Source organism: Arthrobacter pascens, assembly GCF_017052465.1.
Classification (GTDB): Bacteria; Actinomycetota; Actinomycetes; order Actinomycetales; family Micrococcaceae; genus Arthrobacter; species Arthrobacter pascens.
On sequence record NZ_JAFHKT010000134.1, the window covers coordinates 55,444 to 82,404 of the forward strand.

22 protein-coding genes and 1 pseudogene are annotated in these 26,961 nt (G+C 60.3%); 9 read left to right on the plus strand and 14 right to left on the minus strand.

Annotated elements, in window-relative coordinates; all coding sequences use genetic code 11:
- Positions 1 to 33 precede the first annotated feature (33 nt).
- From JYA52_RS10115 to JYA52_RS22470, 6 genes and pseudogenes are all read left to right on the plus strand, one after another.
- Positions 34 to 1,572 carry an APC family permease gene (locus tag JYA52_RS10115; RefSeq protein ID WP_205653052.1) on the plus strand — a complete coding sequence of 513 codons (1,539 nt, stop codon included), beginning with the start codon at positions 34 to 36 and terminating at the stop codon, positions 1,570 to 1,572.
- A gap of 109 nt (positions 1,573 to 1,681) precedes the next feature.
- Complete coding sequence (locus JYA52_RS10120; protein WP_205653053.1) at positions 1,682 to 2,782, plus strand: Zn-dependent alcohol dehydrogenase; 1,101 nt, start codon at positions 1,682 to 1,684, stop codon at positions 2,780 to 2,782.
- Positions 2,783 to 2,794: 12 nt separating this feature from the next.
- Positions 2,795 to 4,222, plus strand: coding sequence for an aminobutyraldehyde dehydrogenase (locus JYA52_RS10125; RefSeq protein WP_205653054.1), 1,428 nt, complete (start codon positions 2,795 to 2,797; stop codon positions 4,220 to 4,222).
- Positions 4,223 to 4,428: 206 nt separating this feature from the next.
- The gene (locus JYA52_RS22460; RefSeq protein ID WP_240460176.1) at positions 4,429 to 4,773 is read left to right on the plus strand and encodes a hypothetical protein; all 345 of its coding nucleotides are present in this window, start codon (positions 4,429 to 4,431) and stop codon (positions 4,771 to 4,773) included.
- Positions 4,774 to 5,022: 249 nt separating this feature from the next.
- Positions 5,023 to 5,450: pseudogene (locus JYA52_RS22465) on the plus strand (NAD(P)-binding domain-containing protein); the annotation flags it as partial.
- Positions 5,430 to 5,792 (plus strand): NAD-binding protein, encoded by a 363-nt coding sequence (locus JYA52_RS22470; RefSeq protein ID WP_240460190.1) that lies wholly within the window; start codon positions 5,430 to 5,432, stop codon positions 5,790 to 5,792. The pseudogene JYA52_RS22465 and the gene JYA52_RS22470, both read left to right, overlap by 21 nt.
- Before the next feature lie 145 nt (positions 5,793 to 5,937).
- Here JYA52_RS22470 and JYA52_RS10145 read toward each other — a convergent pair whose 3' ends face one another.
- The 4 genes from JYA52_RS10145 to JYA52_RS10160 form a co-directional block, all read right to left on the minus strand.
- Positions 5,938 to 6,789, minus strand: coding sequence for a pyruvate, water dikinase regulatory protein (locus tag JYA52_RS10145; protein WP_205653057.1), 852 nt, complete (start codon positions 6,787 to 6,789; stop codon positions 5,938 to 5,940).
- A complete protein-coding gene (ppsA, locus tag JYA52_RS10150) occupies positions 6,790 to 9,192 on the minus strand; it encodes a phosphoenolpyruvate synthase (protein ID WP_205653058.1) in 2,403 nt (800 codons plus the stop codon).
- A gap of 341 nt (positions 9,193 to 9,533) precedes the next feature.
- Positions 9,534 to 11,294, minus strand: a complete 1,761-nt coding sequence (locus JYA52_RS10155; protein ID WP_205653059.1) for a dihydroxy-acid dehydratase — start codon at positions 11,292 to 11,294, stop codon at positions 9,534 to 9,536.
- 7 nt (positions 11,295 to 11,301) lie between these two features.
- Positions 11,302 to 12,057, minus strand: a complete 756-nt coding sequence (locus tag JYA52_RS10160) for a GntR family transcriptional regulator (RefSeq protein ID WP_205653060.1) — start codon at positions 12,055 to 12,057, stop codon at positions 11,302 to 11,304.
- A 542-nt stretch (positions 12,058 to 12,599) separates the two neighbouring features.
- Here JYA52_RS10160 and JYA52_RS10165 point away from each other — a divergent pair.
- Positions 12,600 to 13,976, plus strand: coding sequence for an NAD-dependent succinate-semialdehyde dehydrogenase (locus tag JYA52_RS10165; protein WP_205653061.1), 1,377 nt, complete (start codon positions 12,600 to 12,602; stop codon positions 13,974 to 13,976).
- 815 nt (positions 13,977 to 14,791) lie between these two features.
- Here JYA52_RS10165 and aroA read toward each other — a convergent pair.
- From aroA to JYA52_RS10195, 6 genes are all read right to left on the minus strand, one after another.
- Positions 14,792 to 16,042, minus strand: coding sequence for a 3-phosphoshikimate 1-carboxyvinyltransferase (gene aroA / locus JYA52_RS10170; protein WP_205653062.1), 1,251 nt, complete (start codon positions 16,040 to 16,042; stop codon positions 14,792 to 14,794).
- Positions 16,043 to 16,464: 422 nt separating this feature from the next.
- Positions 16,465 to 17,184, minus strand: coding sequence for a GntR family transcriptional regulator (locus JYA52_RS10175; RefSeq protein ID WP_205653063.1), 720 nt, complete (start codon positions 17,182 to 17,184; stop codon positions 16,465 to 16,467).
- Between the two features lie 143 nt (positions 17,185 to 17,327).
- Positions 17,328 to 18,230 (minus strand): dihydrodipicolinate synthase family protein, encoded by a 903-nt coding sequence (locus JYA52_RS10180; protein WP_205653064.1) that lies wholly within the window; start codon positions 18,228 to 18,230, stop codon positions 17,328 to 17,330.
- A 74-nt stretch (positions 18,231 to 18,304) separates the two neighbouring features.
- Positions 18,305 to 19,114, minus strand: coding sequence for an amino acid ABC transporter ATP-binding protein (locus JYA52_RS10185; protein ID WP_205653065.1), 810 nt, complete (start codon positions 19,112 to 19,114; stop codon positions 18,305 to 18,307).
- Complete coding sequence (locus JYA52_RS10190) at positions 19,114 to 19,848, minus strand: amino acid ABC transporter permease (protein WP_205653066.1); 735 nt, start codon at positions 19,846 to 19,848, stop codon at positions 19,114 to 19,116. Before JYA52_RS10190 ends, JYA52_RS10185 begins: the two co-directional genes overlap by 1 nt.
- 10 nt (positions 19,849 to 19,858) lie before the next feature.
- On the minus strand, positions 19,859 to 20,698 hold the full coding sequence (locus JYA52_RS10195) for a substrate-binding periplasmic protein (RefSeq protein ID WP_205653067.1): 840 nt from the start codon (positions 20,696 to 20,698) through the stop codon (positions 19,859 to 19,861).
- Positions 20,699 to 21,102: 404 nt separating this feature from the next.
- Between JYA52_RS10195 and JYA52_RS10200 the strand changes: the two genes are divergently transcribed.
- Together JYA52_RS10200 and JYA52_RS10205 are read left to right on the plus strand one after the other, a co-directional pair.
- Complete coding sequence (locus JYA52_RS10200; RefSeq protein WP_205653068.1) at positions 21,103 to 21,711, plus strand: short chain dehydrogenase; 609 nt, start codon at positions 21,103 to 21,105, stop codon at positions 21,709 to 21,711.
- Positions 21,712 to 21,876: 165 nt separating this feature from the next.
- Positions 21,877 to 23,070 (plus strand): MFS transporter, encoded by a 1,194-nt coding sequence (locus JYA52_RS10205; RefSeq protein ID WP_205653069.1) that lies wholly within the window; start codon positions 21,877 to 21,879, stop codon positions 23,068 to 23,070.
- Positions 23,071 to 23,348: 278 nt separating this feature from the next.
- On the opposite strand, the gene JYA52_RS10210 is transcribed toward JYA52_RS10205, so the two are convergent.
- The 4 genes from JYA52_RS10210 to JYA52_RS10225 all read right to left on the minus strand — a co-directional run bounded on the left by JYA52_RS10210 (position 23,349) and on the right by JYA52_RS10225 (position 26,919).
- A complete protein-coding gene (locus JYA52_RS10210; RefSeq protein ID WP_205653070.1) occupies positions 23,349 to 23,477 on the minus strand; it encodes a proline racemase family protein in 129 nt (42 codons plus the stop codon).
- Positions 23,478 to 23,742: 265 nt separating this feature from the next.
- The gene (locus JYA52_RS10215) at positions 23,743 to 25,107 is read right to left on the minus strand and encodes an aspartate aminotransferase family protein (protein WP_240460177.1); all 1,365 of its coding nucleotides are present in this window, start codon (positions 25,105 to 25,107) and stop codon (positions 23,743 to 23,745) included.
- Between the two features lie 22 nt (positions 25,108 to 25,129).
- Positions 25,130 to 26,134 carry a phosphotransferase gene (locus tag JYA52_RS10220; RefSeq protein ID WP_205653071.1) on the minus strand — a complete coding sequence of 335 codons (1,005 nt, stop codon included), beginning with the start codon at positions 26,132 to 26,134 and terminating at the stop codon, positions 25,130 to 25,132.
- A gap of 77 nt (positions 26,135 to 26,211) precedes the next feature.
- Positions 26,212 to 26,919: a GntR family transcriptional regulator gene (locus tag JYA52_RS10225; RefSeq protein WP_205653072.1), complete on the minus strand. Its 708-nt coding sequence runs from the start codon at positions 26,917 to 26,919 to the stop codon at positions 26,212 to 26,214.
- Positions 26,920 to 26,961: the final 42 nt, after the last annotated feature.

Consider the following 26,961-nt stretch of genomic DNA (forward strand, 5'->3'; position numbering starts at 1 on the left):
ACGGCTCTGACTTTCGTCTCACAGGAGAAAAGTATGAAAAAGGAACTAACCCCCGACCAGGGACCGGCTGTCCTGCCGGCTCCGGATAGCGACGCAGATGAAAATCAGCGCCTCCGGGAATTTGGCTACACGCCCCAGCTCGATCGCTCAATCGGTCGGCTCTCATCGTTTGCTATTGGCTTCGCTTGCATCAGTGCGACGACTGCTGTGTTCTCGAGCTTCCAGGCCGGCTACTTCGCCGCGGGCGGCCCGTTCGTGTGGACCATGCTTCTGGCCTTGTTTGTCTTCGGCCTGTGGGCACTCATTGCCGCAGACCTGGCGGCCAAAATGCCCCTGGCCGGCTACGCATACCAGTGGACAAGCCGTATCAATGGATCGAATCTCGGCTGGTTTACCGGCTTCATTGCCATCATCGGATGGATCTCTGCTACGACAAGCGTTGCCTACACGTTTGCGGGATACATCGGATATGTCTTTGGATGGGAGCAGTCCCCAACTCAGCAGGTTCTAACCACTGTTGTCGTGATCACCGTCTGTACCCTGGTTGTGGCGTACGGCGTGCGTCTGACGACCTTCCTAAACAACATCGGCGTCAGTCTGGAAATCGTCGTCACAGTCGGTGCCACGCTGGTTGTGGCTGCCGTTGCCCTGCTGGTCCCGGAGAACCATCAGCCATTCAGCGTCCTCTTCACGGAACCCGGCACGGACGACCCGACTCCTTTCATCATCATCTGGTTGGTCGCGGCTCTAGGTCCCTTCTTCGGGATGATCGGCGTCGAGGCAAGCGCGGATGTGGCTGAAGAGACAAAGAACGCCCGGCGTGTGATTCCAAAGACCATGTTCTACGCCCTGCTGGCCTCCTTCGTCATTGAGCTGACGATGTATATCGTCTACGTCCTCGCCATCAAAGACCCCGAAGCAGTAGCAAACGCCACAGGCTTCCCTATCGGTGAAATCCTCTCGGGTCAACTCGGGCCCGTATTCGCGAAGATCATCATTGCCATTGCTCTGACCAACATCTTCGCGTGCCTTCTCACTGATGTGCTGCTGGCGACCCGCCTCATCTATTCGCTCTCCCGCGACAACATGCTGCCGTTCTCCCGCAGCCTCCGGCACGTGGCACCCCGCAGGAAATCCCCCACAGCTGCTGTTTTGACCGTGGGAGCGGTGGCGATTCTCCTGACAATGTCGGCCCTGCTCAGCACCCAGACCTTCTTCTACTTCCTGGGGGTCTGCAATTTGTCCTTCTTCGCCGTTTACATCCTCCAGACGGGCGGTCTGATCGTCGGCCTGAAACGCAACCGCATCCCTGCGCCCGAAAAGGGGACGTTCGATCTCGGCCGGTGGCGCTTGCCGCTCTACATCCTCGGGCTCATCTGCTTCCTGATCATCGAGGCGGGCCTCATCCTCCTCCCGCAATTCGCCGGCAACGGATGGGTATTCCTGGGCGTCGTCGCCGTAGCAGGGCTGTGGTGGCTGCTTGTCCTTCGCGGGCGGCTCGCTACGGGTGAGGCCGGACCAATGTACGCCGCAAACCACCCCGAGGAATTCGCCGAGAAAACCTTGGCATAACTCGAGCTTATGTAATCAACAAGAAAACCTTGTACTTACTTTTTCCCCGTGAGGCTTTATGCTCTACGTGCGCGGGAAAGAAGAACACCCAAATTGAATTGGAGAAGTAGTGCGCGCTGCAGTATGGCGGGACCCCTCGCAAGCGGTCACCGTCGAAGATGTCCAACTGGACGACATGCGAGAAAATGAGGTGCGGGTTCGAGTAGCGGCGGCAGGAGTTTGCCACTCGGATTTGCATATCGTCAAGGGTGACTGGGATGGCATTGCTACTCCCCTAGTCCTTGGTCACGAGGGAAGTGGCGTGGTTACAGCTGTTGGCAGCGACGTAACCAACTTGGAGGTTGGCGACCACGTCGTCCTCTCATGGATAGCACCTTGCGGCAAATGCCGCCCCTGTCTGGCGGGCAAGCCCGTTCAGTGTCTGCTGCATGCCGAGCATGTCTCGGCCGGCGGCGTGCTTCATGATGGGACCTCCCGCCTGAGCTTGAACGGTGAACCGATTTTTCACTACTCGGGTGTGTCGTCCTTCGCTGAAGAGGTCATCGTTCCAGCCGCCGGCGCCATCAAGGTCCGGAAGGACGCGCCCCTGGATGTCATCGCCTTGGTGGGTTGCGGCGTTGCGACCGGAGTCGGGGCCGTTTTGAACACGGCAAAGGTTGAACCCGGGGCGTCAGTGGTCGTTATCGGTTGCGGTGGCGTTGGGCTCTCGGTCGTCCAGGGAGCAAGAATCGCTGGCGCTTCGATCATTATCGCCGTTGATCTTCAGGATGAGAAGCTGGAGATCGCGTCGGTCGTTGGTGCCACGCACACCATCAATGCACGGGAAACTGATGCGTTGGAAATGATCCGCAGCATCGCTCCGGACGGAGTTGATTACGCGTTCGACGCCATCGGAGGAACCGTCACCGCCGGGCAGTGCATAGCGGCAATCGGGGTGGGTGGAACGGCCGTCATGGTTGGAATCCCGCGGCAGGGAACAGAAGCAACGTTTGAGCCCCAGAAGCTCGTGGACTTCGACCAGAGGATTCTCGGAGCCAACTACGGAGGGATTGTGCCCTCAGTTGACATTCCGCTGCTCGTGGACCGCTACATGAACGGTGAACTCCTCCTAGACCAGATGATCAGTGCCCGTCGTCCCCTTGAAGAGGCAGGTGCCGCTATCAAAGATCTTTCGAGCGGTTCCCCCCTGCGTCAGCTTCTCGTGCCCTAAAGGAACAAGACTATGAAAACGAATGCAAACTTCATCGATGGCTCTTGGATCGAGCCGCAGGCAGACGAAGAAATCAGCCTCGTTGATCCGGCCACCGAAAAAACATACGGGTCGATCCCCAACTCCACTGCTGCGGACGTGGACCGGGCTTTTGCGGCCGCCGAGCGGGGCTTCGAAACCTGGCAGAACACAACTCCCGGTGAGCGCCAGCTGGCGTTGCTCCGCATCGCCGACGCCATCGAGGCGCGAGCCGAGGAATTCGCAGACGCTGAAAGCCAGGACACGGGTAAGCCTCGGGCGAACCTCGCCGAAGAAGAGATCATGCTCTCAGTTGATCAAATCCGGTTCTTCGCCGGGGCGGCACGAAACCTTCAAGGCCTGTCTGCCGGTGAATACCTGCCGCACCATACCTCCATCATTCGACGCGAACCCATCGGCGTTGTCGCCCAGATCGCACCGTGGAACTTCCCCCTGAACATGGCGGTTTGGAAGATAGCGCCGGCTATCGCCGCGGGCAACTCAACAGTGCTGAAGCCGGCCGCAACAACCCCCTCCACCGCGATTCTTTTGGCGGAGGTTGCGGCGGAGTTCCTTCCTCCGGGTGTCTTCAACCTGCTCCTCGGAGATCGAGGAACCGGACGGGCCATGGTTAAGCACCCGACTCCCCAGCTCGTGTCAATCACAGGATCAACGAGGGCTGGAATGGAGGTTGCGCGTGATGCAGCGGACGATCTCAAGCGCGTACATCTTGAGCTGGGGGGCAATGCACCAGTCGTTGTCTTCAACGATGCCGACGTTCAGGCGGCCGCAAAGACGATAGTCATGGCCGGATACGTCAACGCCGGGCAAGATTGCACAGCGGCAACCCGTATCCTTGCGCAGGATGGGGTTTACAACGACCTCGTCGCGGCTGTCACCAAAGAAGCCAGGGACTCTGCCAGGACCGGAATCCCCAACGATCCCAACGCGACCTTCGGCCCGGTCAATAATCCCAACCAGCTGGCACACGTAACAAGGCTCGTCGATGAGCTCGCTCCATACGCCGAAGTTACAACCGGCGGCAAACGCTGGGGCAAACACGGGTACTTCTACGAGGCAACCGTCGTGGCCGGAGTCGAACAGGGCGACGCCATCGTTCAGGAAGAAATCTTCGGCCCGGTCGTAACCATCCAGCGATTCTCGGATGAGGCCGACGCAGTCAAGAAAGCCAATGGCGTTGCCTACGGGCTGTCCTCATCGGTATGGACAACTGACCACGGCACGGCGATGCGCATGTCGAAAGCACTCGACTTTGGCTGTGTCTGGATCAACACGCACATCCCGGTGGTAGCAGAAATGCCTCATGGAGGATTCAAACACTCCGGCTACGGCAAGGACCTGTCAATGTACGGCTTTGAGGACTACACGCGCATCAAGCACGTCATGTCCTTCACCGGATAACTTACAACAAATTCCAATCGATAAGTGCTGATGGGCTCCTGACACAACGGCACAGTCCACAGACACATCCGGGGCAAGTAGCGTCACGGCAATATGGCGACGAAAACGACTTATTGCCGTGACGACTAGTCGTGTGAAGCCCTTGGCGGAGACGACATCCCTTGCAGTCAGCCGGTCAGGTAATTGCTGTTTGATTCATTCAGTCGTTGGGCAAGCAGAAAGCCGGATTGCCGCCATGGACCATCCCGATGCCGCCAATCCAACCGCTCAACAAGACCCCAAGCTTCTGGTCTCCCAGAACCCAGCCCAATGCGGAGAAACGAGAAATGATTTCAGTCGTAGATCCCGGTCGCTACTTTCATGTGACCGTACAAAACGGCAAACACAAGGATGCAGAACTGACTGCCGCAGTAACAATGGCACAGGAAAGCGCTCAGCATCACGGATGGATGGGCGTGATGGTGACCCGCCACAGTCCCACTGTCTTCACAGTTGCCCTAAGCGAGCACGTGCCTTACGGCACAACTGCCGAGCGCGACGCAAGCCTATAAGCGAGAGACACCCCCTCGTAACCAGATACCGCAGTCTCCCTAACAAAGAGCTGAACTCAGCACCGCAGCGCCGATCCATATACGGATACTAGAACCCTTCGACCCCCGGCTTCGAAGCTGTTCGGCTCTGAGGCTGCAACTCAAGGCAAGACCCCGCTCAGCGATTCCTGCAAACGAGCCGTACCGAAGCAGGCACCATCCTCCCGTCATGCGACACATCTCTGCAATTGTTTATTTGGGAAAGAAGAAATGACTGAAGTTTTGGGCTTCGTAGGTCTGGGCCACATCGGCAGCCGGGTTATCCCCCACTTGCTTAAAGCCGGTCACGACGTCGCCGTCTTCGATTTAGATAAAGACGCCGTTGCCTGCCTTGCCGCGCAGGGAGCACGGGCAGTGCTATCGCCGCAGAAGCAGCCAAAGGAGCATCAATAATCTTTCTTTGCTTGCCAACGCCACAGCTCGTTCGCACGGCTTTCGCGGCAGAAGACGGCGTTCTTGAAGGGGCGCCTCCAGGTGCTGTCATCGTTGACCACAGTATTAGTGACCCACAAACGGCTCGCGATTTGGCGGCCGCAGCAAGGGCCGGCTGCTTCTCCTACCTTGACGCTCCAATCATCGGCGAACCGCAGCGATCAGTCGCTGAGCCCCTAACCGTCATGATCGGGGGCGAAGCCAGGATCTTCGCCAAGGTGCGTCCCGTGATCGGAGCTTTCGCTGACAACATTTTTCACCTAGGCCCCAACGGGTCCGGCCAGGCTCTCAAACTAGCTGACAATAATATCTCCGCACCTAAGATCATCGCCCTAAGGGAAGGCCTTCCGGCTACGGCCGGCGCCAGAGACGACCTGCATACAGCCGTGGACGTGCTTGCCAAACGTTCTGCCGCTGGAGTCATGTTGACCAGCTACTTAGGCCGCACGTTCTTCATCGAGGATCGGGCGACGGGCTTCACTCCGGATCTCATGCTCAAAGACATCGAACTTTTCCTTGAGTTTTCGCTAAAACACACTTCCCCCTAAGGTCAGCACGCTCTTCATGGGCGCCGCACATTAAATACGCCAACCTGTGATCCCCCTGAACTGTGAGTCACCTCTGCCGCTGTCTCACTCTCACAGAATGAAGATTGGTAATGACTGGGCGCGCAGTCTTGCTGTTGAGGGAACCTCAGTGGTGCAACTGCATGCGTTGAAGCACTGTGGCCGAGATTTCCTCAACGGACATGGACGCGGAGTTCACGAACGGTACGCGGTTAGCCCGGTACATGTCTTCGGCGTTGCGCAGCTCGTACGTGCATTGGGGCAATGATGCGTAGCTGCTGCCGGGGCGGCGTTCCTGTCGGATCTGGCTCAGCCGGACGGGCAGGGACGTCAGCCCGAAACACTTGTGCGCGAACGGCAGCAGGGGTTTGGGCAACGACAGGCTGTCGAAGTCTTCTTCCACCAAGGGGAAGTTGGCGGCGAGAATGCCGTGCTGCAGTGCCAGGTACATGGTGGTGGGGGTCTTGCCGCACCGGGACGGGGCGATCAGGATCAGTTCGGCGTGTTCCAGCGCGCGCAGCGACTGGCCGTCGTCATGCTCGATCGCGTACTCGACGGCCGCCATGCGCGACCGGTACCGCACGGCATCGCCCACCCCGTGAGCCTGGCCCGGCTGGCCGCTGGCGGAGGCGTGGAGGGCCCGCTCCAGCTGGCCGATATGTGCCCCGATCAGGTCGAAGAAGTGCCCGCGGCTCCGGGCCAGGATTGCGCGGATATCGAGACCGACTGTGGTGGAGAAGACGATCGGCCGGGGGCCCGTGGCGGCCACCTGGTCAATGACTGCCACCACCTCCTGCGCCTGCTCCACTGTGGTGATGAAGGGGATGGTCCGGCGTTCCGGGTGCTGGGCGGGAAACTGCGTGAGCAGGGTGTTGCCCAGCGTCTCGGCGGTAATGCCGGTGCTGTCGGAAAGGAAGAACACCGTGGGGGCGGACGTGCTGCCCGCCCCCACGGTGTCCCGCCATGGGGCGTCGGGCATTTAGACCGCTGTGCGGTCGCTGGTGGCGGCCAGTCGCAGCCAGGTTTCGGTCACGGCGTCAGGGTTCAGCGAAATGGAACTGATCCCCTGAGCCAGCAGCCACTCGGCAAAGTCCGGGTGGTCGCTGGGGCCTTGGCCGCAAATGCCCACGTACCGGCCTTTGGCGCGGCAAGCGGAGATGGCCATCTCCAGGAGCTTGGTAACCGCAGGGTTTCGCTCATCGAAGCCTTCCGCTACCAGTGCCGAGTCACGGTCCAAGCCCAGGGTGAGTTGGGTGAGATCGTTGGAACCGATGGAGAAGCCGTCAAAGTATTCCAGGAACTCATCGGCGAGCAGTGCGTTGGCGGGCAGCTCGCACATCATCACGATTTCCAGGCCGTTTTCGCCCCGGCTGAGACCTTTGGCGGCGAGTAGTTCGGTCACGCCGTAGGCCTCATCCAGGGTCCGCACGAACGGAACCATGATCTTGATGTTGGTCAGGCCCATTTCGTTCCGCACGAACTTCAGGGCTTCGCACTCGAGCTCGAAAGCCTGGCGGAACGACTCCGAGAGATACCGGGACGCGCCCCGGTAGCCGATCATCGGGTTTTCTTCGGACGGCTCGAAGGCCGGACCACCCAGCAGGTTGGCGTACTCGTTGGACTTAAAGTCCGAGAGCCGGATGATTACAGGCTCAGGGGCGAAGGCTGCAGCGATGGTGGAGATGCCCTCGGCCAGGCGCCGGACGTAGTAGTCCCGCGGACCGTCGTACGCGGCGGTCTTTTCACGGATCTCCCGCACCGTGTAGTCCGAGAGGCTGGCAGGGCGTTCCATCTCTCCCGCCACCGCCAGCAAGGCATTGGGGTGGATGCCGATCTGCCGGTTAATGATGAACTCCAAGCGGGCCAGGCCCACGCCGTGGTTCGGAAGCCGGGAGAAGCTGAAGGCCTGCTCGGGGGTGCCCACGTTCATCATGATTTTGACCGGTGCCGGCGGCATGGTGTCCAGACTGGTCTCCTGCAGCGTGTAGTCGAGGATTCCCTCGTACACAAAGCCTGCCTCGCCTTCGGCGCAGGAAACGGTGACAGGTGAGCCGTCGCCAAGGACGCGGGAGGCGTTTCCGGTACCTACGACGGCGGGGATGCCAAGTTCGCGGGCGATGATCGCTGCGTGGCAGGTGCGTCCGCCACGGTCCGTGACGATGGCGGCAGCCTTCTTCATGATCGGTTCCCAGTCCGGGTCCGTCATGTTGGCCACCAGGACGTCCCCGGCCTGGAACGAGGCCATCTGGTCGATCGAGGTGAGCACCCGCACTTGTCCTGCGCCGATTCGCTGGCCGATCGCCCGCCCCTCCACCAGGACATCCGAGCGCTCCACCAGCGTGTAGCGGGAGATGGTGCCCGAGGCCTTACGGGACTCGACCGTCTCGGGGCGGGCCTGCAGGATGTAGAGCTCCCCGTTCACACCGTCCTTGCCCCACTCGATGTCCATGGGCCGGCCGTAGTGCGCCTCGATGGCAAGCGCGTGGCGGGCGAGTTGCTCAACTTCTGCATCGGTGAGGCTGAAGCGGCGACGGAGGTCCTGGCTCACGGGGACGAAGTCCACGGTCTTTCCGACTTCGCGGGAGTCGGTGTAGACCATCTGGACGGCTTTTTCGCCGAGGCCGCGCTTAAGGACCGCCGGCCGTCCCGCAGTGAGGGTGGGCTTGTGGACGTAGAACTCGTCGGGGTTCACAGCGCCCTGGACCACTGCTTCGCCCAGGCCATACGACGAAGTGATGAAGACGGCGTCATCGAAGCCCGATTCGGTGTCCATTGTGAACATCACGCCGGACGCCCCAACGTCGGAGCGGACCATGCGCTGGACGCCCGCCGAAAGCGCTACATCTGAGTGCGTGAAGCCGTGGTGCACCCGGTAGGCGATGGCCCGGTCGTTGTACAGGGAGGCAAAAACGTCCTTGATGGCGAGCAGGACATTGTCCACGCCCCGAATGTTCAGGAAGGTCTCCTGCTGCCCCGCGAAGGAAGCATCCGGCAGGTCCTCGGCCGTGGCACTGGAGCGCACCGCCCAGGACACATCCCCCATGTGCTGTTCTGTCAGGCGGTCGTGGGCGGCACGGATCTGCTCCTCGAAACCGGCGGGGAACGGGGCGCTGCGGATCAGGTCACGGATCTGCTTTCCGGTCAGGGCCAGGGCGGCCACATCGCCGCTGTCCAGACCCTCAAGGATGTCCTCGATCCGGCTATCCAGGCCGGACTCGCCCAGGAAACGCCTGTAAGCGTCAGCTGTGGTGGCGAAACCGCCCGGAACCTTGACTCCGGCAGAATCGAGGTTCCGGACCATTTCTCCGAGCGATGCGTTCTTACCGCCGACCTGGTCGAGGTCGGTCAGGCCAAGGTCTGAAAACCAGAGAACGTCAGTCATGGGTGGTGCTCCTTCGGTGGGCACGCGCTGACAAGCGCTAAAAGTTGTGATGCAGGGTTTGTCGGGAGAGCACGGCAAAAGCAAGTAGATGAGACCGGCGCAACAGAATGGGAGGTAATGAAAAGTTCTAGCTCGGGGCGGGAGGCCCCGAACTATAAGAGAGGACTTATGGGCAGGAACGGGCTAAGCCGGCTCTCGACTGCTGTTGAAGAGGTATACCAGCACAGGCAAAGGGGGATTTTTGGGACTGTCGGTCCCTGCGGACCTTGGCATGGGCGCTGAGTTGGCGTTGGTGGGTGGACTGAGTCCGACTCACCAGGGGCCATGTCAAGGCCGACCGGTCAGTACGGGCGGCGAAGCATTGGAGGCGCACCGGATGAGCCGCGGAGGAAATCGAAGTCGAAGCCTTCGTCTGCCTGGAGCACGTGGTCGATGTAGAGCCGGCGGAAACCGCGCTGGGTTGTGTCCTTCGGCGGGCTCCATTCGCGGCGCCGTTGTTCTAGCTCGTCCTCACTTACTTCTACGTCGAGCCGGCGGTTCGCAACGTCGAGATGGATGACGTCCCCGTCGCGGATCAGCGCTAACGGGCCGCCTGCTGCTGCTTCAGGGGTAACTTGGAGCACTACCGTGCCGAACGCAGTACCGCTCATCCTCCCGTCTGAGATGCGGATGATGTCGGTAATGCCTTGTTCGAGCAGCTTTCGTGGGATCTTGATGTTGCCGAGCTCCGGTGCGCCCGGGTATGATGTTGGGCCGATGCCCCGCAGCACGAGGACGGAGTCAGCGTCGACTTCGAGGTCGTCGCTGTCCAATCGGGCATCCAGGTCTTCGATTGACTCGAAGACGACTGCCTTTCCTCGGTGGTCGAGCAGGCGGGGATCTGCTGCAGTCGCTTTGATGATCGCGCCTCGGGGCGCGAGGCTGCCGCGCAGGACTGCAAGTGCTGGCACGGTACTGAATGGCTTGTCCGGTGTTGTGATGATTTTGGGGTCCCAGATGCGTGCAGACGCGATTTCGTCGCCGATGGTCTTGCCGGATACCGTGAGGGCGCTCGTGTCGAGGAGTTCGGCCATTCCGTTCATCAGCGCGGCTTGTCCGCCGGCATTGTAGAAGTCTTCCATGAGGTACTCGCCCGATGGCTTGACGTTCGCGAGCAGAGGCACGTCCCTGCTGTACTTCTCCATGTCGTCGATGGTGAAAGGCACGCCCAGACGGCCGGCGATTGCGACCAGGTGGGCAGTTGTATTGGTGCCCCCGCCCATCGCGGCATTCGTCCGAGCGCCGTTGTAGAACGCGGCGGGCGTGAGTATGTCGGCAATGCCTATTTGGTCGCGGACGAGATCGACAATCCGTCGTCCCGTGCGCTGGGCAGCAGCCTTCTTGCGGGCATCCACAGCGGGAATATTGGCCGTTCCCATGAGTGAAAGGCCCATGGCTTCGAGCACGGCGCCCATTGTGCAGGCAGTGCCCATAGTGTTGCAGGTGCCGACGCTTCTGGAGATACCGTACTCAGCCTGATCAAGGTCCGACGCGTCGAGATCACCCATCCGCGCTTGATCGTTGAGGCGGTAGACATCCGTACCCGATGCAAGTGTCTGCGCACGCCAGTTGCCACTGAGCATCGGGCCGGCGTGGATCATCATGGTGGGCAGGCCGGTGCTGGCTGCTCCCATAACGTAGGCGGGAGCCGTGTTGTCGCATCCGGTCAGCAGGATCAGTCCGTCTATCGGGTTGCTCCGCGCGAGCTCCTCCAGTTCCATACTCATCAGGTTGCGGTACATCATGCCGCTGGGCCGCATGATGGAGTCGCCAATAGACATGGTGGGGAAGACTAGAGGGAAACCGCCTGCTTCCAAGACGCCGCGTACTGCCCACTCGGCCAGTTCAGTGAGCCCGGAGTTGCAGGGAACCAGGTCGGATGCTGAGTTGGCGATGCCTATGACAGGGCGTCCATCGAACATCTCCCCCAGGTGCCCACCGGCCTTGAGGTTCGCCCTGTGGTTGAAGCCGGCAGTCCCGTTGCCTGCGAACCACACGCGGCTGCGCAGTCCGCAATCGTCGCAGGCGTTCGTAACCTCTTGTGGGTTCGAATTCTCCTTCATAGCGAAATCATCCTATTCCCATGGTTTTCTTAGGCGTCGTTGCCGTGTTCTGTTTGTCGTGCACGAGCACGACTTCCTCTGCGCTCTCGATCACATGCCGGCGTATCTCTTCTACGATGCCGGCTTCGTCACCGTCTTCGATGACCTCCACCAATCGGGTATGAAGTTCTTTGTCCCGGTAAGGATCATGCCTGGCGGCATAGTCCGTCATGATGGCCATCTGAATCCGCGCTGCGATCAGCGGCCAGATGCGCGCAAGCAACGGGCTGTCCGACGCCTCGTACATAACGCGATGGAATTCGAGATGCGCCAGATCGGCCTCGACTTCGTCACCGGTTTCCAGGGCAACGATGTGATGCTGCAGGGCTTGGCGCAATGCCGCCAGTCCGTGCCCGTTGTCCTGCTTGGCGATGCGGATCGCGGCTCGGGATTCGAGTGCGAACCGGGTTTCGGCGACGTCGAGAATCTCCTCGTGACTGAATTCAGCCACGCTCACGCCTTTGTAAGGGATCTGAAGGAGGATGCCCTCGTGGATGAGCTTGCCCATCGCGTCACGCAGGGTTGGGCGGGTGACGTTCAGCGCGGCGCACAGTTCGACTTCCTTGAGTCGCTGTCCCGGCACGAGATCCCCTCGCAGGAACGCGCGCCTGAGCAGTTCCGTGGTCTCGTTGCATCGGGTGGTCGTCTGAACCGCAGGGAGGTTGAGCGTTCCGGTATCTGGATCCAGCGTCCCCGTTGGGCGGCCCGGACGAGCACTTGTCATCTTTCCCAACCTTTCTCGAGGACAACAGAACGCGATTGCATGTGATACCGGCGCTCCAGGCAACAGGACCGCCGAAAGCAGCACCGTCCAATCGCGGGATTGTATATTGACTGACAATCGCCAATAGCAGATTATGACAGTGCGAGCGATGGCGTCAACGGCTTGCGGACACTTTCTACCATTATTGCTGATTGACGACAATCAGCAATATCGCTAAGCTGATGCCAAGACGTGGACAGATAGGGGTATCCCTCATGAGCAGATGCTGACGGTGCAGCTCAAGAAGCGTTCAAAGGCGGAGGTCGAGTTATGCGGTTCAAGCCTCAATGCGTTTGCGCTTCTAGGCCCGAGGGCTGGCAGGCTCGAGGGGCATGCGGGAGGAAGGCGTCCTTGCCGGGTGCTGACCTCTATGAAGAAGCTGCACTGAAACTACATCCACACTGCCGACGTGCGACCCTCCAGGGGTCGTTTTCCAATCGCCATACACGCTGCTGTTGAAAAGCAGTGACCTCCTACATCACACCAATAGCAGAAGGAGCACCATGTCTGTGTACCACGTTCAGAACCCGGCAACGGGCGAAGTCGTCGAGACGTTCGAGACCGCCACCGATGGCCAGATCGAGCAGGCCCTCAAGAATGCCGACGCCGCTTACCGGGAGTGGCGCAACAGGAGCATCCAAGACCGTGCAGCCATCGTCCGTCGAGTCGCCGAAATTTTTGAAGAGCGTAAGGACGAGCTGGCGAAGATCGTCGCGCAGGAAATGGGCAAGCCTTTGTCGGAGGGAGTCGAGGAGATTGAGTTCGCGACTTCAATCATCAGCTACTACGGGGTTCACGGCCCGAGCCTTGCCGTCGATCAGGAAATTCCGAGCACGATTCCAGGCAAAGCAATCGTTGAAAACCGACCCGTAGGCGTGCTGCTGGGCGTAATGCCTTGGAACTTCCCCTATTACCAGGTTGCCCGCTTTGCTGCCCCTAACCTTGTGCTCGGTAACACCATTTTGCTCAAGCACGCGGAAATCTGCCCCCGCTCGGCCTTGGTAATGCAAGAAATCATGGAAGAGGCCGGGGTCCCTGTCGGCGCTTACACGAACCTCTTTGCATCACATGATCAGATTGCGGATATCATTGCTGATCCCCGCGTGCAGGGCGTCTCGCTTACCGGATCCGAACGCGCAGGTGCCATCATTGGCGAGCACGCAGGTCGACACCTCAAGAAGGCCGTACTTGAACTCGGTGGCACGGATCCGATGATTGTCCTTGACTCCGACGACGTGGCCGCGGTCGCCGCTGAAGCATGGAATTTCCGGGTCTACAACGCAGGCCAGGTGTGCAATGCCAACAAGCGCATCATCGTCATGGACGACATCTACGACGAGTTTGTCGCCGAACTCAAGAAGCTCGCGGACGGGCTTGTGCCGGGAGACCCGCTGAACATGCCGGAACAATCTTACGGCCCCCTCTCCAGCCGGGCTGCCGCCGAACAAGTGAATGAGCAAGTGCAGCGCGCAGTGGCCGACGGCGCAACTCTTGAGATCGGAGGCGAGCTCGTTGAAGGGCAGAGCGCCTACTTCTCCCCGGCAGTCCTTACAGGAGTGAAGCGTGAGTCGGCGTCCTTCCGTGAAGAAATTTTTGGTCCTGTCGCCACTGTCTTCAAGGTGTCCAGTGACGAAGAAGCGCTGGAGCTCGCGAACGACTGCGATTTCGGTCTCGGCGGTTCGGTATTCTCCCGTGACGACGCGCGTGCAGCCAAAATCGCGTCGCAGCTCGAGGTGGGAATGACGCACGTCAACATCATCGCCGCCGAGGCCGCGGAGCTCCCCTTCGGCGGAGTGAAGCGCTCCGGCTTTGGCCGTGAAATGGGCCCCCTGGGAATGGGCGAATTTGTTAATAAGCGCTTCTACTTCAAGGCCCAGTAAGGGGCATATTTCCCATCCGCGTTGGAAAAGTTCCTGAGGTTAGACGTTGTGACCCCCAAGCAGTCTCGGGGGTCACAACGTCTCGTCGTATCTGGCGGTTGAAGCTGGCCTCAACCGAGACGGCCGCAAGAAAACCCCGGATCTCCAGCCTTTACGCCGGGATCGCGTTCGTCCACATGCTTCCACCATGGTCCCATCGTTTGTAATGTTGTCGGGCAATCATGATCGACGAGACGGACGGTGGCACGTTGCAGGAAGCTAATCTTCTTCTCGGAGGCGCTCCGGGTCTCTTCCCCGCATCGGTCTCCAGACGGGACGCCATCATGAACGAAATTCGCCGCGGCATCGTTGCCGGGTCCATGCGGCCGGGCGACACGCTGACGGAGGCCAAGCTCTCCATAATGCTCAGTGTTAGGAGACCAGACCATTCCTAAGGCTCTGACGCAACTGGGTCAGGAGGGCTTGTTAATCCAGGAGCTGGCGGCCTGATGGTGGGCAAGGCAATGGTCAAGTGGGCTTTGATCGCCGGGCCTCAGCCCGCGATACGGCAGAGCCAATCCCGAGCGGGCCAACGACGCACATCTGTGTGTTGTCCTGGCCCTGAGGACCGGCGATAGAATCGCCATTGAAAGGGCATTGAGGGCCCATACTATCGATAGCGTTGAGCAGTTGATTTCTCTGCTTAGTGTCCCGAAAAAAGGGCATGACGTCTGACAACTAGAGCCTGATGCGGAAACTTGCCCGACAGCCCGAAACCTTTGATGTTTCGCCCAGCGCGCAGGATGGTTGCCGACATTACTTTGCCAGCATGGAAGCTACATGTTGACGTTGGGGAGCGTTGGCTTCTTTTCGGGGAAAAGGTTTCCGAGGTAGTCGAAGAACCCAGGAAATGTCTTCCCCACACATTGTGGGTCATCCAGGGTGATTCCCTCGGAACGAAGACCAAGGATCGAGAAAGCCATAGCGATTCTGTGGTCCCGGTGGCAGTTTATTCTTCCCTCACGTGGGTTAGAAGGATGGATCCGCATCCAGTCCTTCCCGCTCTCGGTTCGCACGCCAAGCATCTGCAGGTTGGTGTTCATAGCCTCGATACGGTCGGATTCCTTCAGCCGGGCATGCCCGATGTTCGTAATGGTGATGGGTCCGTCAGCCAGCGGTGCGATTGCAGCCAGTGTCATGAAGGTGTCCGAAATTTCGCCCATATCGACCTCAAGGTCCCCGCGCAGCTTGTCCGGCCCCGCGATCGTGACTGAGTTTGCTGTCCACTCGACCACTGCGCCCAGCCGCCCCAGCACGTTGAAGAACGACGTGTCACCCTGGAGGCTTTCAGTACCAAGCCCCAGGAACTCGAAACGCCGTCCTGAAACGGCTGAAGCAGCGGCAAAATAAGAAGCGGTTGATGCGTCCGGCTCTATGACGTAGCGGCGGGCCATGTAGCGTCCGGGCGCGACGGCAACAGTGTCCGAATCCGTCGCCGTTTCAACGCCAAAGTCCCGCATCATCTGGAAAGTCATTGCGAGATAGGGCTGGCTGACGGGATTGGGTATCCGGATCCGCAATCCCTGCTGCGCGTACGGCGCGGCCATGACCAAACCGGAAGCGAACTGGCTACTCTGATGAGCCTCGATTTCATATTCGCCGCCGGCAAGGCCGGTGGCCTCGATTGTGAGTGGCAACCGGTCTGAGGAAACGCGAGCTCCAAGATGCCGGATCCCGTCCACGACAGGTCCAAGCGGACGCCGGCGCAGCTGATCGGTTCCGTCAATGGTGAATGTACCGCGCCCCGCCGCCACGAAGGGTGGAACGAAGCGGGCAACGGTGCCGGCGTCTTCACACCATATGTTCGCATCAGTCTGCGGTGCCTGCCCCAGGCCATGAACGATCCAGTCGTCACCGTCCACGGAGATCCTGGCGCCGAGCGCCTCAACTGCCGCTCTAAAGGCCAATGTATCGGCGCTCTCCAGCGGCTTGACAAGGACTGAGGTTCCTTCGGCAGCAGCAGCCAGAAGCAGGGCCCGATTTGTGATGCTCTTAGAGCCCGGGATCACGAGTCGATCAGTTTCCAAAGCGATCCTTTCGAGCGAAGCTCCAAAAGAGTTTACGTGATTCGTCCGGCTCAACTTGCACCCGTGAAGGGGCTGCCGCAAAGGTGACACGTGGCAATTGCGGACTACTTATTAGTGCTTACCCTGGTCCAGTCTGGAAGGACGCCCGATGCCAGGATCATCCAGTGATCCCTTTCGTCGAGGCGGACGTCGTCGTCCAGGGACTTGTCGATTAGGACGCGACCGTATTCCGTGGTGCTTACCCAAGCGATCGTTGAGTCCTCAGTTGCCGCGTCCAAAACCCCCCATAGGGTCTCCCTGCCGGGGCGGCACACCATGACCTGGAGTCCCACTAGCCTGGACCACTCTATACAGCGGATGTTGTAGTCCTCGTATCGGCGGGAACCTTTCAATGAGTCCTCCGTCTCCTGGGAGTGATGAATTTACTTGGGTCGACCAGGCGTCTTCCGCTGGTTTATCGTTGGGGCAATCTCCCTGGCTGCATCCTGCACGTGGTACTTGACCTCCGCGCTGATTGCCCCCGGGTCGCCTGCAGCAATGGTGTCGTAAAGGCGCTGGTGTAGTTCACGGTCACGCTCGGGGTCCTGCCGGACGGACTGGTCCAGGGATATCGCCATCTGGATCCTGGCGGCCACCAGCGGCCAGATCTTGACCAGCAGCGGATTTCCTGCCGCCTCATACATGGTCCGGTGAAAATCCAGGTGGGTGAGGTCGGCGGTGACAACGTCGCCGCTGTCCAGCGCGGCCAGGTGCACCTCCAGAGCTTCCTTTAGCCTTTGCAGCCCTGACCTGTCGGTCTGAGCCGCAATACGCAGGGCGGCGAGGGTTTCAAGGTACAGGCGGATCTCAGATACATCCAGAACGTCCTGCGGCGTAATCTCGGCAACCCGTACGCCCTTGTAGGGCTCTCGCACGAGGGTGCCTTCGTGGATGAGCTCACCCATGGCCTCACGCGCTGTTTGCCGGCTTACGTTCAGGACTGCCGCCAGGTCGACTTCTTTGACCCTTTGCCCGGGCACAAGTTTGCCGGTCAGCAACGCGTGCCTGATGGTTCGAGTTGCTTCATCGCTTCTCGTTGACGTTGTTACCGGGATCAGGCCGCTAAGTTTCGTGCCTTCAGCTACCCGAAATGGCTCAGTCATGTCCTCAGTCCCCTTGCCTGCATCTGTCATCGGCATTCCCGCCGAGTATCCATATGTTTTTGAGCGATGCGGCGGTCCTGTGGGTCTATTCTCCCCCATCAGGACCGCCGCGCCGGGACTTTCCAGCCGCTCGGTTCGTCAGATTAGACGACCGACAAACCTGCCTGCTTGAGCAGTTCGGCAAGAGGCTTGAGGTCATTCTCGCCCAGCGGCTTGAACGGCGCCCGGACCGGTCCGGCCGGCCGGCCGACAAGGTTCATTCCGGCCTTGATTCCGGCCGCGTAGTTGAAGTTGTCGATGTAATCGACAATCGGCCACAGCTTGGCCCAGATTGCCCGGCCTTCATCCAGATCCTTGCGCACTGCAATGGCGTTCCACAGGTCCACAGCGAGTTCCGGGAAAATGTTGATGGCGCCCCAGACTGAGCCCTTGGCTCCACTCGCGATACCGACGAAGGTCAGCGTGTCCCAGCCATTGAAGGTAGTGATGCGGTCGGAATGCTTCACCAGGAGCTCGGTCAGGGCATCGGCATTGCCGGACGTGTCCTTGATGTACTCGACACCGGGGACCTCGGAAAGGTCCGCCAACTCCTGGGCGGTAAGGGTCAGTCCGCTTGCAGAAGGAATGTTGTAGTACATGATGGGCAGCCCGCTGACCTCGTGAACTTCCTTCAGAAGGCCACGAAGTTCGTCAACGTTCACGGAGTCGTAGAACGGGGGGACGATCATTACGCCGGCGGCGCCCACTTCGGCGGCGTGCTTGCTGTACTCAAGGGTTTCCTTGGTTGTGAGTGCCCCGGTTCCGGCGATTACCGGTACCCGGCCGTCGGCTGCCTTGACGCAGGCTTCAACGACGGCGAGGCGCTCGTCGAAGGTCAGGGCGGTGAATTCGCCGGTGCTTCCGTTGGGGACGAGGCCGTGGACGCCGGCGTCGATGAGGTTGTTGATGTGGGTCGTCAGTGCTGCGTAGTCGACTTCAGATGCGTCCGGGGTGAAGGGGGTGACGAGCGCAACGAGCATTCCTCGCAGTTTGGTCGTGGTGGTCATGTGTGTGTTCTCCCTTTTGTTGAACCGTGTTTGGGTTGGTTGGTTTGAATTGATGGCTTGTGGGTCTTGTCGGTCTATCCGAACCGCACGGCGTCCACGAAGGACTTGAGCTCGGCGTTGCCGCATTCTTCGAAGGCTTCATGGGGGCTGGCGTTGACCTTGATGACTCCTTCGGAAAAGAAGACGACGCGGTCCGCTGCCTTGGCGGCGAAGGCCATGTCGTGTGTGACGAGGCAGATGGCCAGGCCTTCTTCGTGCTTAAGCCGGGTGAGGACACCGAGAACTTCCGCGGCAACTGGTGGGTCGAGCGCCGAGGTGATTTCGTCACACAGGATCAGTCGGGGGCGCATCATGAGGGCGCGGGCGATTGCGACGCGCTGGCGCTGGCCGCCTGACAGTTGACTTACGTTGGCCTTGATGAATTCCTCCATGCCGACTTCTTTGAGTGCAATTGCGGCACGGTCCGAGGCTTCGGATTTGGACATATGGAGTACCTTGCGGGGTGCAAGGGTGAGGTTGTCGTAAACATTCATGTGCGGCCAGAGCGTGTAACTCTGGAAAACCATGCCAACCAGGGAAGCTCCGGCGTTCCATTCGTCGGTCCGCTGTCCCTTGCTGCGTACGAGCCGTCCGTCGAGGCAGACGTCGCCATCTTCGGGTTCAGTGAGGCCGGCAATGACTCGAAGCAGCGTGGATTTACCGGAACCGCTTCGGCCGATGATGGTCACCACTTCCCCGGAGTCCACATCGAAGTCGACGTTGTCGAGAACCTTGTTCTCGTGGAAGGTCTTACGCAGCCCCCTGGCCGAGACCAGGTGGTGCTGACCGGCGGCCTGGGCTTCGCAGATGTTGACCGTGGATTGTTGGCCTGCCGTGGCAGTCATCAGCGGACTCCTTCTGGGACGATCGGGTTAGCGGGCGAAGCATCGGCCCGCTTGAAGGGCTTTGGCTTCGGTGGTTGCAGGGACCGGCGCTCGATGTGGCTGGTGATCAAGGAAACTGGGAAGGCGATCACGAAGTAAATGACTGCTGCCGTCGTGAACACTTCAAGGGCCTTGTAGGACTGGGTCGCGATCACGTTGGAACGGAACATCAAGTCCGCCACTGCGATGGTGGAAACGAGAGCGGTGTCTTTGAACATTGAGATGTTCAGGGACAGGATCACCGGTGTCTGCTGGCGCAGGGCCTGCGGAACGATGATGTAGCGAAGTTGCTGCATGCGGCTCAGTCGGAGCATCTGGCCGGCCTCGACCTGTTCGACGGGAACCGATTGGAAACCGCTGCGGTAGGCCTCAGCCATAAAGGCTGTCAGGTTGGCGGTAAGTGCGATCAGAGCGGACCAGAATCCCGGGATCGTGATTCCGGTCAACGCCGGCAGCGCGTAGAAGATCCAAAAGAGCTGGACGAGCATCGGGGTACACCGGAAGATTTCGATATAGCCCTGGGCGGCCCATCTCACGATTTCGATCTTTGCCATGCGGGCCAGTGCGAGCGGGATGGCCAGGATCATCGCCAGGACGATCGTGAGGATCGCCAACTGAATCGTAGTTGCCAACCCTCCCATAAGGTCGGGCAACGACCCCCACACAAGCGCCCAGTCGAAGTTGTAGTTGTTCACGGCTGCTCCGTTACTTCTTGAGTTCCCCGAGTTTGTCGACGGTCACGTAGCCGACTTCCTCGTATGCCCGGTCCAGGTCGCCGCTGATTTGGGCGTTGTAGATAGCCAGATTGACCAGGTCCTTGGAGCGGGGGTCGATGTTAGCCGGGAGCCCGTAGGCTGCAGCACCCTGATAGATGGGATGTTCGGGAACGATGATCTTGAATGACTTGTCCTGCTGGGCCTGTACCTCTGCTGTGGCAAGGTCTGCGAAAATCGCGGCGACGCGTCCGGCCTGCAGCGACTGGAAGGCGTTGGTCCAGTCAGGAACCTCGAGTACTTCGGCGCCGGCTTTCTTCGCTGCTGCCCCTTCAGCGGTTCCTGCAGGGCTCGCCACAGGCTGCTTCGATGCAAGCACATCTTCAGCCGTCTTGAACGGTGAGCGGGCGGGTACCAGGAAAACCGCAGGGTAGTCATAGACCGTGTCACTGAACTGGATGGCGACTGCCCTCTGCAACGTCGAGTTCAGGTTGGCTGCTACGTCGTAACGATTCGCCTGGAGACCGGAAACGATGTTGCCCCATGAGGCGGGCACGGTCGTGAGTTTTACGCCGAGTTCGTCGGCGAGGCGCTGCAGCGGGATCAGGTTCGGGCCACCGAGCTGGCCGTCCTTTTCCACTGTCATCGGCGGCGACGTTGCAACACCGACGCGCAGCTCCCCGTTTTTCTTGATCGTGTCTATCCAGGCACCTTCAGCGGTGCCGTTGGCCGAGGCGCCCTGACCTCGAAGTCCGGCGCCGAAATAGCCGCCGAGCAGGGCGATAACTACCAAAGCAATGGCAGCTAGGGAATATTTGGTCGGTTTGGTCATTGCCATTCTTCCTCCAAAATCAGGTCGCTGCATGAGAACCATGAGCCGTGGAATCCCTGATTGCTGATTGTCGATTGTTTGACAAAAAGCGTCTGTGGATCTAAGTTAGGACTGAAGCCGGGGGTATGTCAAGGGTCACACCAAAAAACATTTGACGGCTTGCTTCGCCTCTCCCGGACGGGGAGAAAGTCTCATCCTGCGGGTTGCCAATGCGACCGCAGCACCGAAGAAAGGAGCCCATGCATGTCTCACGTCGATAATCGCGGCCAGCGTCTGGTCAAGGATTGCCTCAAGGGAGGGACTCCCCCGGCTGCATTGCTCAGCATGGACATTTCCTCGTTGAAACTGCCTGAGGTAGCGCCTCGCTGCAGCCGTGAGAGCTTTCCGGAAGCTGGAGGGCTCCGATGAGGGTTCTTCTTATTGGAGATAAGGGAACAATCGGATCGACTGTTAGGGCGACGCTTGAGGCTCGCGGTCACGAAGTGGTGGGCGCGAGCCGAAAGGATCACACACACCCGGTGGACATAACAGACGCAGAATCCGTAGAACGGCTGTTCCACAGTGTCGGCGCCGTGGATGCCGTGGCGTGCGCGGGAGGGCATGTCAAGTACGGAACCATCAGTTCCCTTTCCTACAGCGACTACCGCTCCAGCCTGGGTGACAAGGCTTTGGGGCAGATCGAGCTGGTCCGGAGGGGCTTGCAATATCTCAACGGGCGGGGGTCCTTCACGCTCATCACAGGCGTCCTCGCCACATATCCCGTGGTCACCGCGTCCGCGGCCGCAGCGGCAAACGGAGCGGTGGAGGCATTCGTACGCGCCGCCGCACTGGAGGTCCCTCCCTTGCGGATAAATGCTGTCAGTCCGACGTTGCTTGCGGAGTCTGTTGGCAAGGCCGGCCACATGTTTCCTGGAGTAGAGCCCGTAACGGCCAAGCAGGTAGCCAATGCTTACGTGCGGTCCATTGAAGGGGCCGAGACGGGCATGATTTATCGGCTCTTTGACGGGAGCTGAAAGCCTCCGCACAGTCCTCATCCCTTCGGCCCTTGTGGTGTCCCTGTAGTCGCATCAGGTTGCCATGAGCGGGGCCTGGCGCCAGGACTCTCTTCCCGCCACGGCCACAGGGGCGTGTGAAAGCAGTGAAATGACGAAACCTTCCCGATTCCTCTCTGTTGCCCTGTGAGTGGGCGGATATTACCTCGATTCCCCGCCAGCTGGATCCTGCTCGCCTGCATTGGCCTGCTGGCGCTGAATCTGCGCGGCCCCTTCGTTGCCGTGGCCCCGGTGGTGGGGCCGATGCAGGCGGAGTTGTCCTTCTCCCCGGTCCTGCTGGGCCTGCTCACGAGCATCCCGGTGTTGTGCTTTTCGCTGGCTGCGCCTTTGGCATCCCTGGCCGCCCGAAAATTCGGGGCTGAGTTCGCGGTGACCCTCACTATCCTTGGGGTGCTGGCAGGGGTTCTGCTGCGGTCCGCCGCCGGCCCGGCCCTGGTTGTGGTGGGCACCGTGATGATCGGGTTAGCCATCACGGTGGGAAACATCGCCGTGCCGCTGATCATCCGCCGGGACTTCTCCCCATGGCGGCAGGGAACAGCCATGGGGATCTACACCGCCGCGCTGAATATCGGGTCTTTCCTGACTTCGGTCACCATGGCGCCGCTGGCCGGTTGGGCGGGATGGCGGGCGGCCCTCGCTTCGGTTGCCGTCCTCGCCGTGGCTGCCATCGTGGCCTGGACTCTTGCCGTGGGGCCGCGCAACGCGTTCCTGGCTTGTGCCGGGGAAGCCGGCGGGGCCGAGCTCACGCCCGCGGAGGGTTCCCGATGGATCACCTTTGGGCTTACGGCGGGATTCGGCGGTCAGGCGTTCTCCTACTATGGCGTGACCGCGTGGCTGCCCACGTACCTGCATGATGAGCTCGGCATGTCCGCCGCGGAAGCGGGTGCGGCGTCGTCCATTTTCCAGATCCTGGCCATCGTGGGGGGCCTTGGAGTGCCGCTGGCAGCGAAATACAGAAGTACGACGACGGTCGCAGTCACCCTCGGCCTTCTGTGGACCGCCGTTCCGGTCGGGCTGCTGCTGCTGCCGCAGCTGTGGTGGCTATGGTCCGTGTGTGGAGGTATTGCCCAAGGCGGCGGCATCACGGTCATCTTCATCGCTGTCATCAAGCTCGCGCAGAACCAGGCCTCAGCCGGACGAATGTCGGCCACCGTGCAGGGGCTGGGATACTGCCTTGCGGCGGCTGCTCCGCCTCTTGTGGGGTTCGTCCACGACGTATCAGGATCATGGACGCCGGCGCTGCTGGTCATCCTCGCCTCGGTGTTAACCTTCTTCGTCAGCACGACCCTCTCGGTCCGCAAGGTATCGCGGAGTCGCTGAAGCAAGTGCCCCAGACAGGCCAGGCTACCCGGCTGCGGACGCTTCCCCAGATTGCGCGGTTGTGGGCACGCCTGAGCCAGGCAAAGGGCTTCTCCACTTGTGAAGATCGTCCCAAGCGGAGAAGCCCTAGAACCATGGGCTAACCGCCCAGCGGGTTCAGATGTCGGCTGCAGTTAGTACAGAAATCGTCTGCAAGGCCGAGCCAGGTGTCACCAGGGGGAATCCCTTGAGGGAAAGGGATTGGACGGGTCCATGCCCCTCTGCTAAGCCCCGGTGATTCAGGCAGCGCCGGCTACGGCCGGGATTACCGGCTCGTAGTCGCCTACCTTTGCCGTCTCGACAACAAAGCTACTGAACTTGCTGCCGATGATGGACTCATGGGTGAACTCCTCCCCTGGCTTGGTCACCCCCCTGGGGCTGCAGGACAGCCAGGCGGGCAGACGTTCCGGTACGACAGGGTGAGAAGACGACCCCCCTCAGGGAAGTGAGGGAGTTCCCGTTCCTTTCCAGTGGGGCCGGTGAACTGGGGTTGCGTGATACGGGGTAGGTCAGGGTTTCTGGATGTGCGACGGGAAGTTGCCCGGCGGCGACCCGCTTAGGTATTTATTCCGAGGGTGTAGCGGCGTGGCAATCAGCAACGGTGAGTGACTCGTGCCAGCGCATTTACCAGGCTCATCTGGTGCTGTGGCCGGAGGAGCTGTCGGCCAGGACATCTTCGAGCGTTGACAGCAGCCGGGCTGCATCGTCGCTGGAAAAGACCAGCGGGGGCCGGATTTTGAGCACATTGGCGTTCACGCCTGTCGCGGAAATGAGGACTTTGCGGGCCCTTAGACCGTTGACGATCGCGGTGGCAGTGGGACCATCGGGGGTTTTGGTGTCGCGGTTGCTGACAATTTCTGCTCCGAGATACAGGCCGGCTCCGCGCACATCGCCGATGCACTCGTAGCGTTCCGCCAGATCTTCCAGGCCTTCCCGGATGATGTCACCTATGCGGAGGCTGTTGCCGACGAGGCCTTCATCCTGAATAACGTCCAAGGTCGCTTGCGCTGCCGCCATCGCAACGTTGTTCCCACCAAACGTGTTGAAGTAGCGCATGTCGTAACCGAAGGTGCTGACCACGTTGTGATCCACCGCGATTCCGGCAACTGGGTAACCGTTTCCCATGGGCTTGCCGAGCGTGATGATGTCAGGCTCGAAGCCATGGCGCTGGTAGCCCCACATCGCCTCTCCCGTCCGCCCGAAGCCGCACTGAACTTCGTCTGCGATGAAAAGCCCTCCGGCTTCGCGCACGACCTCGGCGACCTTTGCCAGGAAGTTTGTGGGTTGCGAATAGATTCCGTCCGACGTGAAGAGGGAATCGACGACAAACGCTGCCAGGCCCTGACCATGCCGTTGCAGGTCCTTGATCTGTTCGCGGACGTGTTCAACGAATTCGTTCCCGAGTTCCTCCTGCGGGATGCGGTAGGAATCGGGAGTCGGCACGGTGCGGACCCATTGGCCGAGGGGCGAATACTCGCCCAGAGAAGGAGAAAATCCTGCTGTCAGGTGGGAGTTTCCGTGATAAGCCTCGGAGGTGACGATGATGCCGAGGTTTCCCGTGTGGTGCTGGGCGATCCGGAGAGCCAGGTCATTGGCCTCGGATCCGGTGCAGGTGAACATCATGTGGCGCCCATGACCGCCCATTGTTCCGAGGAGGTTCTCGGCGTAGTTGAGGACTCCCTCGGACAGGTAGCGGGTGTGAGTGCAAAGGGTTTCCATTTGTTCCGCTACAGCAGCGTTGACCCGCGGGTTGGCGTGGCCTACCGAGACTACGTTGTTGTACGCGTCCAGGTACTCCGCGCCGTCGGCATCCCACAGCCGCGCGCCCTTGCCCCTGCTGAAATGTACCGGCTCGTTGTAGAAAAGCCGGTACGCCGGGCCAAGCAGCCGTTCCCGGCGCTCAACCAGTTCACGTGAATCCTGCGGCAGACTCATGAGGCCTTCGGGACTGAACGAGTTGTTCATCTTGCCCCGTGGCCGGGTAGGTGACGTTGTCATGCTGGTCCTTACTGATTGTCGGTTAGACGTTTTGCATAAGTGTTTGCGAGACCTCTTCCTCGGATCTCGCCAGGAACCATTTGAGCTGATTCCAACCCTGCTCGGTGTTCCGGAGGATGTATGTGGAGTTTGAGGGGAAAAGCGCCGCACGGTGAATTGTGATCAAGGCCCTGGAAACGACGCGGCTCATAACAAGATGCGGGATGAGGCTTAGTTCCTCGTCGGTCAGGTCGGCGTATCGAAGATAGCCGCGAAGCAAGTCCCTGCCGGCGCCAAAAATGTCACCACCAGCATCGTCCCGAGTATTTCGGGGCAGTTGGTTGAGAAGGGCGGTGGATACATCCACCGCGATGGCCGTGTGCACGGCATCACCGAAGTCGATAATGGAGCGGACAAAGTCCGGGTGGCCGTGCTCGACGAAGATGTTTGATTTGCTGAAGTCGTTGTGCAGCACATGGCTCCGGAGGCCTTCCAACCGCCCTTTAATACCTTCGAACCGGCTAAGTCCTTCCTCCAGTAGGTCCCTTTGCCACAGCGTGGGGACCTCGTCCAGGAGTGGGTGAAGTGCGCTTAGATGCCGGACGTCCCAGACCAGGAGCCGGTGCTCGGCTGGGTGGCTGAAGGACGCCGTTGCCCCGCGGAGGCGGGCCAGGACTTCTCCGACTTTTTCCCGTTCTGCCGGGTTGGAGCCGGTGGAGTCGAGTGGGATCCCGGGAGCGAGGTTCATGATGCGCGCGCGGCGCAACTGGGCCGCCTCATCCACGAAGGTTACGAGAGTTTCTCCATCCCACGATGGCAGCAACGCCGGCACCGGGACCGATCCATCTGCAGCAACATGCTGGAGAAGACTGACTTCGAAATCTATCTCGTTTTCATCCTCGGACGGGTTTGAGACCTTTAGGACAAACGTCGCCCCCGCTTCGTCTTCGAGGGCGAAGGTGTCGTCTTTTTCAGTCGCGAGCCGCCTGGCCTTGGTGTGCAGGCCCCAGAACTTTCGGACGTGGCGCACAGCTTCGTGCTCGTCCATGCTGATGTAGTCCGCAGCCAGGCCGCCTGACTCCGTACTGAGCCCAAGCTGCTCCAACGTTACGTTTGCAGGGTGCATTAGGGTACCTTTCTGCCGTCGGTCGGCGCTTCTGCATTCTGACTCGCCATCCAGTCCAGAAGCCGCTGACCCTCGCTGGCGTTGTGCAGCCACGCCTGATGCGCCGCTTCGGCAGGACTTCCTGACATAAGCGACTCATAAATAGGGGCATGCTGATCCAGGATGTCCTGCGGACCTGTGGCCACGCTGGCGTTGCTGGTCCGGATATAAAGCCGCACCTGTTGAGCTACCAGAGCATAATGACGCTTCAGGCGGGAATGACCGGTCGCCTCGATGACTGTGACGTGAAACTTGAAGTCACTTTCACTCATCCGGTCCACGTCGCCGCTTTTGCACGCATCCACCAGGCCCTCGTAGGCCTGGGTAATGAGCTGTTTGGCTGCCGGATCACTCGTTTCGGCGACAAGTCGGGCCGCCACACTCTCGAGCCCGCCGCGAAGGGTCCAGAGCTCCCGCACATCATCAGATGTCAGTTCTGCCACATGCCATCCGCTGTAAGGGGTCTTGACCACCAATCCTTCATCCGCAAGTCGGGTCAACCCCGTCCGCAAGGTCGCCCTGGCGACGCCAATGCTTTCGGCCAGCGCCACTTCCGTGAGGCGGGTTCCCGGAGCCGCGGCCCCCGAAAGGATGTACTCGCGAAGGGTGTGGAGCGTTTGGCCTTCCAGCGATTGCTGGGCAACTGGCTGAATCAGCATCTTGCTCATTAGGGGGTAGCCCTTTCTGCTTGTCTACGCCTACACTAACGG